Genomic DNA, 14073 nt, shown 5'->3' with positions numbered 1-14073 from the left:
ACTTTGTTATAATTAAATAAGAGGTAAAAGATATTTAAGGAGACTTGAATTTTAAAAAGAAAGAATGGAGATAATCATGAGTAATTCAGCAAAGAATAATGGTAAACGATGGGATGATAACGATACCAAAATATTGCGCGAATTGGCCGCAGGGAATACACCGACCAGATTGATAGCTTTAAAGCTAGGAAGAACTCCAGATGCAATATATAGTGCAGCAGGAGAGATGGGTATTTCTTTAAGGCCCAACAATCAGTCGCCTTATAATAGGCAAACAAAGTAATAATCCCTGCAAATACAATCACTATTATCTTTTACCTTTAGAACAAAGAGACCGGGTATTTTACCCGGCCTCTTTCTATATCTGGGAATATTTGTGACACTTTGTCACTGGCTAATTATTGATATTGGGCGGGCGAGTTAACTCATATAATTGGGCGTATTTAGCCCCATTAGAAATCTGATTTGCTGCTGTTGTGACATCTAAGGTTTTTAATTTGTACTGGAAAGCATATGCGATATATGGCTTACCTATAACAAATTCTAAGGACTCTTCAGATGTTTCATAAGGACCAGATACTATCATTTTAGAATTATCAACAATATTGTGGTAACCGATATAGTAGTATCTCCGTCGCAGATTATCTATATGGCCTTGTAAAGAACCAAATAAATATGCTAGAGCGAATAAGAACCCAACTCCTACTGCCCCTATAATGAGAGCCAATACAATATCCATAGCTCATATTAATTCCGCTTTATAACATCTGTCAATAGTACTTTAGTTGGTCACATACCAATTGAGCGGCGAATATGCCTGGGAATACTCTGCTTAATCTTTGGTGCTTTTGCCTGAACAAACCTTATCTCCGGATTACGTTCAATATCAATTTTAGCAGTGGTAACACCCATTTCCTGAGTAAGATTAGTGGGTGGCTTTTTGCCACGAGTAAAGAATGTTTCTTCCGGAGTACCTTCAAGCCTGGGGGCATCTTCAGGCGGTTGGAATACTATTTCAACATGACCATCAGCACGTTTTATATACCAGACCGGGCGCTGATCGCCACCACTGCCCAAAGCCCCCTGTCTCCATGCTACATCTCCGTTTTTCAGTTTAGGGCGTGTTATTTCAGTAGTCACTTGCCTTTTTTTATCAGGCTCTTTTGGCGTATAAGTACCTATTGGGGGACGTGGCGGCGGATTACTGACAGGAGGATTAACTCTTGTCTCAGGAGGATTTACACGCCCTTCACTGGGCACCCTGGTTGCAGAGGTACTTATTCGCTGGCTGGTATTAGTATAACGCGATAGATTATCAGTGACCCTTATACCAGTTCCACCGCGGCGAGGGAGGGTATCTATTCTTCTATTATTTGGTATAGGGCGTCTTAGCTCAGATGTTGCACGGGCTTCTTTTGATGTAGCTATCCTGCGGCTCGATTGTTGAGGGCGTGCCGATATTGCTACAGCTTTCCCTACGAAACCTCCTACTGTATAAGGCACCGTATAGCCACGTCTGACGGCCATGTCCCGCATCCTGAATTCTTCCATAGCACGAGCATATTCAGCTTCCATCTCGGCGCGTGTTATAGCCCGGGCTTTATTACGAACTAATTTGATATTCTGTTCACCTATATGATGTATTTTGGATACGCCGTTGGTACCGGATCCTGAGTCAATATTCGTCACTAATCCGTCATACTTGGAAGTTATGCGGCCACCTTGAGGTGTATGCCCATGAACGAGTCTTTCAGCATCAAATGTTTTCAGCATTTCCATTGCTGATTCTTTAGTCATCTGATAGCGGTTTTTGACCATCAAGTCATAAAAATGCTTAGATCCTTCGGTGGTCTTAGCCAGTTCTTTAGTGTATTTGTTTACGATCTCAAGATTGCTGCCTTTAAACCCTTTGATTTTAGCTTCTTTTAAGAGCTGCATATATACATTAGGGCTATCTGCATGGACATATAGAACCCCATCCTTTACGTACATTGCAGGGCGATCTTTGAGCCATTCCAGAGTTTTACTATCAGCTGATAAGGCCTCAGCCACATGCCCGCGGCCATCAGCAAAGAGTTCCATTAATTTAGCTGAAGTTTCATTACCTGTACTTCTAAAATATTCGGCGTATTTACCAAGCAACTCTTTCGAACGTACCTTGCCTGCCTGGCTAAGCAGTTCCGGAGGCAGAGTTTTCAGCTCTCTTGCTACTGCTCCGAATACTATATCATGGTTACCCATGAGAGTAGTTATACGGCTGCCCATTTTACTAGCCTGTGCGTCAAGAACCTGCATCTTATTAATCAGTTTAGTGCCGCCATAACCTCGGTCTACAATATCACCGGCCTGTACAAGGGTTGTATCTTTGGCTATCCAGTTGCCGGCCTCATCTACGAAGCCTTCTCTGGTGAGCGTATGCATTACCTGGTTATATTTGCCGTGCAAATCACCCAGGGCGTATGTTCCTTCTGATAGAGGGCTGATTCGACCTGTCTTCTTAAGCTGTTCCAGCTGCTTTTTGATCTGAGTTACATTTTTTTGAGCTTCAACTAACTCATCGTAAGGAGTAGTTTTACCTGCTTTTTTGCTGACCTTGGCTTTTGTACCCGGATTAAATATATTCTTTAGAGTATCAGCTGAACCGATAATCTTCATCTGGTTTATTTCTGTCTGCGTAAGCGGAGAGGCCTTGCCGTTAATTACCAGTATATGTAAGAGATCTCCATAAGCATCACGGGAATATAAAAGCTGGTCTGGTTTTGGCAATACCGTACCGGCGGGCAGACGCATCTCTATTTCGGCTGTGCCGGCCCATGTTTTGCCGGAGATTTTCAGCTTTGAAAGTAATTCCGGGTCTCTGATAATAATTGCGCCTTTGAGAGCGCCTTTAGAACCTGAAACGCCAGCGGCTGTAGACATAGAAAACTTGGTATGCAAAGAAGGAGATACAAATAAATCTCTACCTTTACCTACAGAAGCAGCTCCTTTTACATCATCCTTGACTACGCCCACAGTCAGGCCGTCTAAAAAGGGGCGGACATCCGGAGTAGCGCTGATTACGGCCGGAGCTATGGTTTTGTTCAGAGCGGTTGTTTGTATTTCCGCTGTTACACCCTCTTTTGTAGCTTTGGCTGTTTTACCCGCGATGGCCTTTTTAGTTATTTCATCCCGTAGGGCCATTGCAAGCGCTTTTTTACCGCCGACATCAACAACGGGCAGACGGACGGTATGGAAGCTCAATTCAGCTGAGCTTAGAGGGATCTTACGGGGCATAATCATGGTTTCAAACGGGGATAGAGCCACCTTAGCAGTTGCCAATGGGTGTAGGACACTGGTCAGAGGCGCTTTAACTTCTGCCAATATTGCTTTACCCAATGCCGCGGCGGGTCTAGCTCCAGCTCTGGCTATTGCAGCTGCTTGTCCGATAAATGGGATAAAGGTAGCCACATCAATAGCAGCTGACAGGGCTATTTGACCGCCGGAATCGCCCTTACCGATTGAATACAATGTGCCGACTATGGGAATCATATAGATCGTAAAATCTTTGAGAACTTCCCCGGTGTTTTGCTGCTTGATTATCCGGGTAATGAATTCCTCTTTACTCTCGGCCATTTCCATGCCTTTGATTCCGGCTTGCCAGGCGGCCTTATCGTATTCTTTGGATAGATCATCTCTGTTGAATGTCTTGGTTTGGGCTTGCCCAAAGGTAAAGATCTCTTTAATAATATCACGGGCTAATCCTGAATCCTGGTCTGCTGATTTTCTGAGGACGTCATCAATCGTCTTGTAGTCACTGGGTTGGCCACCTAGAATTGTAGCTATTCTGGCAGAATTCAGGCTGCCGTCTTTGTTATAGATATCAGACGGTTTCATACCTAACAGGTCAGCCATTCTTAGTTGCCCGGATAGTTTCTGCTTCGCAATATTTTCCAGTACCGCGTCTGATATAGACTTTGAGCTGGCCTGTAGGTTCTGCCTGGTTACAATTTCATTTGCTTCACGCATAGCTTGTTTGAGGTTATCAGAGCTAACATCATAACCCACAATCTCTTTAAGTTCAGCAAAATACTTATCAGCTTCATTTTTGGGCATATACGCCCAGTCAAAATTGGGGGCGTTATATTCAATCTGTTCATTTGATGGCAGTAGCCCCAGGCTTACAGCCACGTCATCAGGCATTCCGGGCGGTGCGTTTTGGCCTACGTTATATCCGGAATCAGGCGGTACATAGACCGAATCAGCCGGTATCAAACCGTATTCAATCGCCTTTTTAAACTGCTCTTCAGGCGAAAGGGATGAAAAACCCTTGGCATCAATAAAAGCTGCCAGAGCCTTAGCGGTGGCGGTAGATTTATCCATGCCGGCCAGGGTATTTTTGAGCTCGTCTATATCATCAGTCCGGAGCTGGGCATTTTGAAGTACATCTGGTGTTCTTTCCACAGCCGCTAGGATGACATTTGCGGGCGCGCCGATGCTGGCGAGGTACTCTGTTATATATTCGTGCATTTTGGCGGGGTCTGACCAGGCTAAGCCCGCCATAGGCACGGTGTAGACTGTGCCATTGGGGGTAGTAAACGTCCAAGCGGTAGAATTATCCACTGTGACCTTAACATTGTTATCGGTACCTGTGGTATCAGAGCTGTTATCGGTGCCGGCATCAGAATCATTTACCGGCTCATATGTGTACGTTTTGCCACTGCCGGCCGCTAAACTCTCTTCAGTTATGGCAGTGAATTTCTTATCTCCTACTTTAGGTTCTTGCTCAGCTACTCCTTTGCTGCTGCCTGCCGCTTCACTCTCTACTGTTATAGCTCTGCCACTGGATTTTATCACGGGGACTTGCTCCGCCGCGCCCTGGATAATATTATCCGGAGCCTGAGCGTTGACCAGAAAGTTATTTATATACTGGGCAACATCTCCTTCCGCGTTCTTGGTATTGATTTCGTACTTTAACCCGCCGGGAGCGGTTATAGTCCAGATATCATTAGCTACTTTGACCGATACATCAGACTGACCGGTAGTGTTTTTTTGGATAGCCTGTCCATTGCGCTGTTTTTCGGCCGCTTTGATAATAACTGCATCACGGCCTGAGACATTTTCAATCAGTTTTGCCCGGCTGGAAGACCCGCTTACAGGATTTGAAGGATCATATAATATGGACATATCATACCTCTCTTCTGTTAGTAGCGTAGATGGCTGCCCGGATTATCATGTAAACACTCATCAGGATAATAGGCAGAGCCTGTATAATGGCATTTCCGCCAATATCCGGATCTATAATGCCGTAGCCTAAGAGCAGCAGGGATATCCCGGCGATAATAGTCATAATGATATCCCGCTTTATATAGGCAATAGCTATCAGTCCCAGGGTAATGATAACTCCAATCATGATTCCCTCCGTTCTGTCCTGGCTGTATCCGTCCGAATATCCCCAGCCGGAATATCCCCAGGCTCTGTAGTAGTGAGTGCTTAGTTCTCCGGCAGCACCGGTATCGGTGAAGCTTTCAGCCGGGCCGTCATATACTACCAGGCCATCATCTGGTGATTCCGGATAATGCAGACTGCCCCGTACAATGACCGTAGACAGGGACAGGTCACCTTTTACCCAGGTCAGTTCAATATTATTTCCTGAGATATCAGCTGAGAGGTTAGCCGGATCTGCCGGCTTTCCCTCTTCTGTGCCGAAAATGAGGAAAGTATCCGGAGACATAAGGTTTAAATTAGTAGCAGCCAACCAGGCAGCCGAGCGGACAACACCCGAGATACGCAGTTCATCAATCAGACCGTCAAAATAGGTGCTGCCGCTGCTGCCGCCCATCCGGTTGCCAATATATAACCCGTCAGTATTAGTGTCCGGGTCAGAGCTCAGGGTCTGTGATCCGGCGGCAGTGCCGTTATGGTAGAAGCTGATAGCCCGGCCATTGCAGGTAAACGAAATATATGTCCAGTCAGTATCGGTAAAAACATTATTACTCTGGACAGCTGATGGTCCCGCCCATTCTATCCGGTTTATGCTGCCAATATAGCGGGTATTGCAGTAGTAGCCCAGGGCAGGGTTGCCCTTAGCAAAGATATAGCCGTCTGTACCGGCGCTGTCAGGCAGGATAATCGCTTCTACGCTGCCGCTGGTAATATCCAGAATGGCATTATAGGCAACGATTATCTGGTCATTTATTCCGTCAAAGTACTGGGCATACCCCAGCAGTCCGGCGGTTTGTGCGGCCATATCGCCGGATTTAGTACCTGGCAGGCTGCCTACGGAGCTATTTATTAGGGTAGAGCTGGCATCAGACATATGGTACACAGCCACATATCCGTTTGACCAGACACCGGCGGGATTCTGTCCATCACTGACGGCCTTATTCCCGTAGTACATATATATGCCATCAGTAGCCACATTGGCCAGCTGAACAGGATTCTTGACATAAATCTCAGCTGTTTCAGATACAGAATCCCAGCTGACAATCTCATAATCCAGGTTACTCACCCCATCTGTAAAACGGATATCCTCTCCATTATCCTGTGCCCGGCTAAAATCAAAATTGGTGGAATCCAGTTTGATATACACCGGGAAATTGGTCAGAGTTTCGGAGATTGTGGTCATATCCAGGGCGATAAAACGGCGGTACAGCCAGTTATTATTCCACCAGCTGGAGTTAGTATCATCATAGTAGATTGTGCCGGCTAAATCCCATTTCATCAGTCCCTGACTGCCCCATCCGCTATCAGTAGTCAGCAGGGGAAGAGATAAGGTGACGTCCCATACCCGGGTACCGCTGCCCCAGCCGGTATCACCTTTAGGGTTCTTTTCCAGGCTCTTTTCAGGTAAAGATATAGAGGTCTTAAGTTTATTGTCCTTAAGAGACTTGGATTTTGCTGTCCAGTCAGCCAATTCTATAGGGATAATCTCCTGTATAGTACTGGTTTGCCAGGCAACCGGGATATCCGTAAACCAGTACACCGTACCTGTTTTCTGATCTATCCTATCATAGGCACCTGATTTGATAATTTCCCCTCCGGATGAAACCAGGTTACCTGATTTATCCATAACCGGAAGTGAAACATCCTGGTATAGGGTCTGGCCGCTGGCATCTATACTGAGTACCAATTTACCGGTAGCAGTATAACTCTCTTCAATAGTTTCAAACTGGGTAGGGTAACTGACCTGATATTCATTTATGGTCAGCTCTGTAATAGTAAGACGAGATAGGTCTGAGACATTCAATCCGTCAAATAGGACTTCAAGCGGCAGGTCGGGCAGGGCTTTACCCTCATTGGTGATAGTGACACGGAAGGTCACACTGACCGGGCTTTCGTAGATACGCTCGAAGTGGACGGTCAGCTGGTCAGCTGCTGTTACCGAAGCAGCCGGCTGAATAATCAGGCCAGCCAGCAGGACTATAACAGATATAAATTTAACTAACCGCCGCAGCATCTATTGCCCGTTCCCTCTCCGCCCATCCTTTTACACTCTCATATAACATTGGATTAGACGGCAGCCGTTCACCCCGCGACCAGTAAAGTTCAGTCATTTTACTGACACCCAAACTTCTGGCCAGGGAGCGCGGTCCCACCTTTTTTCTGAGGTACTTGATATCGTCAACAAACGAGAGCACCTCGTGTGATGATTCTTTCAGCCCCAGTACTGCATGGGTCTTGCCCGGCATTCTCTGCCTCTCCGGCTTTTCTGCATTCATAGTTACAGTGTACATGTCCAAATCCCTCAGTAAAGATTTTCTTAATTTTATTAAAGATTTATCTGATTAACGCCTACTTGAGTAGACCTTAAATAAAAAAATACCCTCTACAATCGCAAATAACAGAAAAATATTTTGTTATGGAAGGGGGTGAGAAGGCTTTGCAGAAGATATTTGGGGTAGTCATCGGAATTATTGGCATTGCAGTCGTTTTCATTATTTTCCCCATGGTTATGGACAGTACCCATGACGTCCAGACTGACAGGTATGTTGAGACCGAAGCGGCTGTGGCCACCGGAGCGGGTGAAACCTCAGCGGGCGTTGTACTTACGTATGAGCTTTATAACAACGTCAATACTTCGGTTATATCCATTACCTCAGATGAGGTTACTGATGTTCCTGTTGCCGGCACATGGACTCAAGCTACCAAAACTTTAACCGTGACTGGTCTAGCAGCTGAGGATTCACGGACTCTGACTATTACCTACGAACACGATGCCTTGACCGGCTTTACCGGTATGGGAGCATTCGCGGGCATTATTCCTCTGTTGATATTGGTTGCGATTATTTCAGTCTTAGTTGCCGGAATCTGGTCAAGCGTCAAAGGCCGCGGGTGATGGCCTGAAACTTTAGCTGATTGTCCATTTTTTAAATACACAGTAATGAGAGGAGGTGAATAAAGTGGGAAATATTTGGAAGGTCGTCCTGGGTGTTGCTGCTATAGCGGTTTCATTGGTAATTTATCCGATCATCCTGGACGGGGTGGCCGCTATTACCGGGGATGCCAACATAGCCGATTACACCGGCCTCGAGCCGTTTGCTAACGTGCTGCCTCTTCTGATCCTGGTTGCCATGATCTTCGGCGGCGGTCTGCTCACATTCCAGGGTGTGCGTGGCGCTAGAAGCTCCAGCAAAAGCAAATCCGGCAAGAAATATTCTTAGTCCCCACTCTTTACTATGAGCATGCCCTGGCAGAAAACAAAGCGGATACAACCGTCACTCAAACTTACCGAAGACTCTCGTATCTTGGAACCAGATCTGCCGGTATATAAGGGCGTGGCTGTAGATGAAGATACCCGGGAGGCATGGGTGCTTTTCCCTGACGCTCTAATCCCAGGGGAAAACGGTATCGGACCGTCAACTCTGGTAATAAACGAACGGGATACAGCCCCCGTGCTTCTCGGCGGGACAAAAGAAAATATACGTGATGCCAAATCCATACGTGAACTAGTTAATGCAATCTCTCATGAGTGCAGGGAAGAGGCTCATGTCAGCCTGGATAAAGAGCACAAGCAATCATGGCTGAATAACTGGCTTCCTATAACAATTTTATCCATAACCCTGCTGTTTATTCTGATGGTCATAGTGGGGCTTATCTCTAACGGCACACTCCATTTACCGGGGTAATAATTATGAAGAATAAAAATAATAACAATCTTAAACCGAATACTCTGGTGCTGGACCGTGAAAACGGTTTCAGCCTTCAGCATATAGAAAATGCCGCCGGCCGGCGCTGGCGCTTCAGGGGGCAGACAGTATTTTTGTATCAGTCTGTAAATGGTGTTCTCAGTGAATACCGGGTACCGGCTGAAATGAAAGAGCCGCCTGAACGGACATATCGATATCTGGACTGGACTTACCTAGTGAAAGAGCTATTTTCCCGTACCAATCCATGGCCTGAACGCATAAAAATAGGTTTGCAGGTAGCGATTGTGCTGGCTCTCCTGTTTTTTATCTACCTCATTTATAGCTCTTTTACAGGAACGGGGGCATAAATGGCTAGGAAAACTCCATTTGGCACTGAAAACGGATTTACCCCTTTCCAGTCATCGTCTAACCACAATGGCAACGGCAGTGGCATAAATGTCGATGACGTCCAAAATTTGATAGGTGACGCTCAAGTCCCGTCAGTTATTAAGGAGTTGGTAGACCCCGGTGAAACGCCTCTCAAACTGCTTATGCGAACCTGTTTCAAGAATGAGGGGCAGGTAAATTCCGCGGTCGAATACCTGTCACGCTGTAAAGCCACCAATGACAAAGAAGGAGAAGAAAAACTTCTTTTCAAAATGGCCGCCAATGTCTCCATAGACGGGATGGCCCGCAAGGAAGTCGTGATGGCGCTATCACAGCGGATTGCACCTGAGCTTTATACCTCAAAGAAACTGGCGGCAAACCGTGACGCCAAAGATGATCGGGGACCGTAAGGGGGAAAGATGCCGTTTAACTGGGGATTTATCGGTCCAGAAGGCTCCGGAAAAAGTATAGGTATGACCTATCTTGATGTATTACATCTTGCCAAGGATGGACAGGTTGCTACTTTCCCGGGCTACAATATTTATCTGCGGCAAGAGAGGGATTCTGAAGGCCAGCGAATCCTGCTCTCCCATCCGGTCACCATGGAACAGATGATTATGACCCCGATAGAGAATTTCAGGGGGCATATAGTCTCTATTGATGAAATAGACAACTTCATGGATTCGTCACGTTCTATGTCAATGTTCAATCTGCTTATGTCGTATATCGCCAAACAGCGGCGCAAAAGTGGCATGGGCTTTAACTATACCATTCAGGAATGGGGCGATCTGTATTACCGGATGCGTAATAAGACCCATCTCTTAACCCTATGCTGGGACTTATACTGGTCGCCTTGGGGAAAAGACCGCAAGCTGGAAAGAGGCGAAATAATCCGCTGGGTGACCTTTGACTGCCTGGGTTTTTTTACCGGTAAACCCTGGTCTCAGCTGAAGACGAAATTGCTGACTGCCAAGCCTATTCGCGAATACTATGATACTTTCGCGGCTGTAGATATATTTGAGGGTATGAAAAAGTTTGAAATAATCAAACCGACAACCCGAATTGACCTGCGGCCGGGACAATTGGAAGAAGAGCCGTTGTCGCCCAAAGATGAGGTAGAACACCGGGAAATGGACCGCCGGATTATGGATGATTTAATCGAACAGGGTGTTAGTCCCAAAACAATGGGAGTGTTGCATAAACGCCTGGCCAGGGATAAATCACTATGAAAAAGGTGCTTTGCGGCTTATTACTGGCGGTAGTCTTGGTACTGGGAAGTCCTGCTGCCCAGGTAATGGCGGCTGATCCCACTACTCCTACCACCTTCTCAATAGACGATGTGCAAGTGGTTCATAATATCGTTGAGGCCGGCGATAGTCTGTATGCATTTAAATACACTATTGCTTATGATTCTGGACAGCCTACTACTCCGGCTAACAAGTTGTTCCACTTCCGCTTAATGGATACTGACGGAGTAACCCAGCTGGGAGCGGTAGAACCCTACGCTTATGCTGACTCCGGCTATGGCATGGGATATTCAGCCTTCTATTTTACAGCTGATAATTCACCCGTATGGGAAGCTGCTCTGATAGTAAAAATGGTTGGCTCTCCACAATACTGGGGGAGCCCGCCGGAGGTTAATTATACCCTGACCGGCTCTGATTACAGTCAGCTTGATACTAAATCAGAGAATCAGGTGCTGATGGGCAACTGGGTTATAGAGGTATGCCGTACCCTGGAAATCAACTGGGCGGTCAAACTCCTTACTGAAACTAATCAGGGCACGATCTTAAACGATACCGGCGCGGCCTATGGCAAGGGCACAATCCCTGGATTACAGACAATGTGCCCCAAAATATTCTCGGTGCAAAACCAGACTATTGATACTTCAGACCGTGACTGGAACCCGATTAAAATTGATGAATGGAAACTGCAATGGGACGGAACAGTAGTAGGAGCGTTTCTAGCCGGATTGGCCGAACTGTTCTCCATGGACTGGCAGATAGTGACCAGCTTCGGGGTGGGAGTACTGGTTATTCTATTGTTTGTCTGGGGACAGAGCAAATGGTCAGACAACCAGGCGGCTATGATTGCGGGCATCCATGTGTTGAATGGCTCAACTCTGATGGGTTTTTTGCATCCGGCTATTCTGGCCATTCTGACGCTGCTTAATGCTCTGTATCTGGGATATTTATTGATGGGTAAACACGCATGAAAAAATTTATTATCGCAGTCAGTATGTTTGTCATGTCCGTGCTGATTGGGCCGGGCACTATCTTAGCGTCTGATATAACAGATGCTATATACCGGGCGGATATCCGGGCTACCAATAGCAGTTATACGGCCATGAAAGTGTCAGCGCCGTTTACCTGGTCGACCCAAAGCCTGCTGGACGGGTATTACATTAATTCGGGCTTTACTAATCTGGCCCTGCGTGATTCCATCGGTAATGACATACCTTTTATGCCCGGGCAAGGATCTGATCCGTGGATTATGTGGATTGACCAGATAGCGCAGAATTCCGTTCTTAATTACAGCCTGTATACAGGCGGTGAAACTGCTATGGGCGGTAAACTGGCCTATTTCCCTGACACAGCCGGTATGAGCGTTGTTGATTCTGCGTCTTTGGAGCTGGGGAGTGATTTTGAGATTGAGTTGAGTGGGTATATAAATACATCCAGCGGGACCAGCAAATTAATAATCGACAAAGGCGGTGCTTATATTTGCTACCCGAATAATGCAGGCGAAATTGTTGCGCTAATCGGATCAGCAGCAAATATTAGCCAAGCCACATATTATTCAGCCACCACATCCAGAGTCTACGGAGCAAATTGGTATGGACAAACTTTTATCCCTATTAGCGATATATATGTCAACAGTATTACATTATGGTGTCAGAAAATATTAGCGCCAAGCGGAAATTTTAATGTATATATCTACGCCGTATCTGGAGGAGTGCCAACTGGTACTGCGCTTGCAACTGGATCAATTAGCGCATCTACTATCAGTGGGTCAGCTGGCGCCCAAACATTTTACTTAAGTCAGTCAGCAAAATTAAGTTCCGGAACTTCTTATGCCTTGGCTTTCTCTTGCCCGACTGGAGACGCTTCTAATTATATTAAGGTGTGGTCAGAAAATTCGGATGCTTATGCCAGTGGAACTAAGTGTTCGTCATCGGACAGCGGCGTAACTTGGTCAGCAGACAGTTATGATTATTATTTTGTTGTAGGTGGCTATACTCCTGCTGTAACACTAACAGCTACCGGAATAATATCTAGCGACCATACAGTAAAAACTGTTTTATCCGGGGGAACATTTTCTTTATACGTTGACAATATATTGGCTGATTCTGCCGCTTATGCTGGCTCTATTACTGATAATGCCAATAACTGGGTTATCGGGGCTAACGGATCCATGCCTTACCTGTACTACGCTAAAATAACGATTGGTGGGGTATTAAAAGGCTCGTGGGAATGGCAATACGCCACTACATTTACGGATCTATCCGGGAATAGTAATGATGCCACGCCCTCATTCCGGACAACAACCACCGATGCGGATGTCTCGGCAGCTATAATCAGCTACAACGCCTACAATTTGAGCGCATTAGTAGTTTCTGGAGATGACAAAGGTATTCAGATTATAGATGATGATGAAATTTCTGATACGCCTGCCGGATTTTTCGGAGCGCTGGATCCTGACCGGCTTGAATTCCTGTCCCCTATAAATGAGATTATATCCGAAGCAGGTATCCCGCTTGAATTTGTCTGGTATCCGTTTATATTCGGCGGCGGAGCTGCTATTACCATGATATCGTTCGGAGTAACCCGTAAATTATTGCCATGTATCATCGCAGGTGGTATCTGGACAGGGTTCTTGTCTGCCGCTTTGGGAGCTGATTTATGGACAGTCCTGCCATTTGTAGTCGTAGCGGCTACTGAACTGGTAAACAGAAAGACGGTGAGTCTCTGATGCGTCCTCAATGGCTGGTATGGGTAGTATTTGCCTTCGTAATCGGCAATGCTATGTGTCTGATACTTGACGGTGTTTGGATAGGTACTGCCGAGCAGAATTTTTTTAATGCCTTACTGGGGTTCCAGGTAATGAGTTATACCGATAGCACGATGGCCAATATTGGCATTACAATTGCGAATTTCACAAACGGTTTAATCGGGTTTTTCACCCACGCTTTACCGAAACTGGTAGCATGGGATTATTCATTTCTGGATGGCGGATGGTCTGTAATCAAGTGGTTTTTACTCTGGCCTATATCAGCCGGTACTGTTTTAGGCGTAATCCTGTCATTCAGGCGATAATCAACGGCAAATACTGGCGGCAGTATCTTGCCGCCCGAAGCTCTTTAAACTTCCGGCTGTAATCAAAATACTCATCCACTGACAGCATATTATCTCTGGCGGGCTTTATTGACGCCCATAAACGGTCACAGAGGCGCTGGCATGAACACCCTTCACAGCCAGCGCTTCCCATTTCCTCGGCGCAGATATCCAGTTCATTCTGAAGCATTCGTAGGTTAAAATCATCCTCTCCCCGTTCAACAACACCTGTCCTGCTCATAAATTCA

General features: G+C 46.2%; 15 protein-coding genes. 10 read left to right on the top strand and 5 right to left on the bottom strand.

Annotated features, from left to right (window positions below; all coding sequences use genetic code 11):
* Positions 1 to 76 precede the first annotated feature (76 nt).
* Positions 77 to 283 carry a hypothetical protein gene (locus tag DET_RS01575; protein WP_041223432.1) on the top strand — a complete coding sequence of 69 codons (207 nt, stop codon included), beginning with the start codon at positions 77 to 79 and terminating at the stop codon, positions 281 to 283.
* A 111-nt stretch (positions 284 to 394) separates the two neighbouring features.
* Here the strand turns inward: DET_RS01575 and DET_RS01565 are convergent, their stop codons facing one another.
* From DET_RS01565 to DET_RS01550, 4 genes are read right to left on the bottom strand one after another with little or no spacing between them, the layout of a single operon-like run.
* Positions 395 to 739, bottom strand: coding sequence for a hypothetical protein (locus DET_RS01565; RefSeq protein ID WP_010936074.1), 345 nt, complete (start codon positions 737 to 739; stop codon positions 395 to 397).
* A gap of 50 nt (positions 740 to 789) precedes the next feature.
* On the bottom strand, positions 790 to 5163 hold the full coding sequence (locus tag DET_RS01560; protein ID WP_010936073.1) for a metallophosphoesterase: 4374 nt from the start codon (positions 5161 to 5163) through the stop codon (positions 790 to 792).
* A gap of 1 nt (position 5164) precedes the next feature.
* Positions 5165 to 7435 carry a DUF2341 domain-containing protein gene (locus DET_RS01555; RefSeq protein WP_010936072.1) on the bottom strand — a complete coding sequence of 757 codons (2271 nt, stop codon included), beginning with the start codon at positions 7433 to 7435 and terminating at the stop codon, positions 5165 to 5167.
* Entirely contained in the window at positions 7416 to 7712 is a 297-nt protein-coding gene (locus DET_RS01550) for a hypothetical protein (protein WP_010936071.1), read from the bottom strand. Before DET_RS01550 ends, DET_RS01555 begins: the two co-directional genes overlap by 20 nt.
* A 146-nt stretch (positions 7713 to 7858) precedes the next feature.
* On the opposite strand from DET_RS01550, the gene DET_RS01545 reads away from it, so the two are divergent.
* The 9 genes from DET_RS01545 to DET_RS01505 all read left to right on the top strand — a co-directional run bounded on the left by DET_RS01545 (position 7859) and on the right by DET_RS01505 (position 13807).
* On the top strand, positions 7859 to 8314 hold the full coding sequence (locus tag DET_RS01545; RefSeq protein ID WP_010936070.1) for a hypothetical protein: 456 nt from the start codon (positions 7859 to 7861) through the stop codon (positions 8312 to 8314).
* A gap of 64 nt (positions 8315 to 8378) precedes the next feature.
* Positions 8379 to 8639: a hypothetical protein gene (locus DET_RS01540; RefSeq protein ID WP_010936069.1), complete on the top strand. Its 261-nt coding sequence runs from the start codon at positions 8379 to 8381 to the stop codon at positions 8637 to 8639.
* Between the two features lie 84 nt (positions 8640 to 8723).
* A complete protein-coding gene (locus DET_RS01535; protein ID WP_148184965.1) occupies positions 8724 to 9104 on the top strand; it encodes a hypothetical protein in 381 nt (126 codons plus the stop codon).
* Between the two features lie 5 nt (positions 9105 to 9109).
* Complete coding sequence (locus DET_RS01530) at positions 9110 to 9472, top strand: hypothetical protein (RefSeq protein WP_010936067.1); 363 nt, start codon at positions 9110 to 9112, stop codon at positions 9470 to 9472.
* Positions 9473 to 9901, top strand: coding sequence for a hypothetical protein (locus tag DET_RS01525; RefSeq protein WP_010936066.1), 429 nt, complete (start codon positions 9473 to 9475; stop codon positions 9899 to 9901).
* A 9-nt stretch (positions 9902 to 9910) separates the two neighbouring features.
* The gene (locus DET_RS01520; RefSeq protein ID WP_010936065.1) at positions 9911 to 10720 is read left to right on the top strand and encodes a hypothetical protein; all 810 of its coding nucleotides are present in this window, start codon (positions 9911 to 9913) and stop codon (positions 10718 to 10720) included.
* Positions 10717 to 11706 (top strand): hypothetical protein, encoded by a 990-nt coding sequence (locus tag DET_RS01515; protein ID WP_010936064.1) that lies wholly within the window; start codon positions 10717 to 10719, stop codon positions 11704 to 11706. The genes DET_RS01520 and DET_RS01515 overlap by 4 nt, the downstream gene beginning before the upstream one ends.
* Entirely contained in the window at positions 11703 to 13463 is a 1761-nt protein-coding gene (locus DET_RS01510) for a hypothetical protein (protein ID WP_010936063.1), read from the top strand. Before DET_RS01515 ends, DET_RS01510 begins: the two co-directional genes overlap by 4 nt.
* On the top strand, positions 13463 to 13807 hold the full coding sequence (locus tag DET_RS01505) for a hypothetical protein (RefSeq protein ID WP_010936062.1): 345 nt from the start codon (positions 13463 to 13465) through the stop codon (positions 13805 to 13807). The genes DET_RS01510 and DET_RS01505 overlap by 1 nt, the downstream gene beginning before the upstream one ends.
* Here the strand turns inward: DET_RS01505 and DET_RS01495 are convergent.
* Positions 13797 to 14066, bottom strand: coding sequence for a hypothetical protein (locus DET_RS01495; protein WP_010936061.1), 270 nt, complete (start codon positions 14064 to 14066; stop codon positions 13797 to 13799). The two genes, DET_RS01505 and DET_RS01495, sit on opposite strands and share 11 nt — an antisense overlap.
* Between the last annotated feature and the right edge of the window lie 7 nt (positions 14067 to 14073).

Origin of the sequence: Dehalococcoides mccartyi 195 (genome assembly GCF_000011905.1) — a bacterium.
Taxonomy (GTDB): domain Bacteria; phylum Chloroflexota; class Dehalococcoidia; order Dehalococcoidales; family Dehalococcoidaceae; genus Dehalococcoides; species Dehalococcoides mccartyi.
The sequence above is the reverse complement of the archived record's forward strand: the minus strand, read 5'-3'. Positions and strand labels throughout refer to the sequence as shown.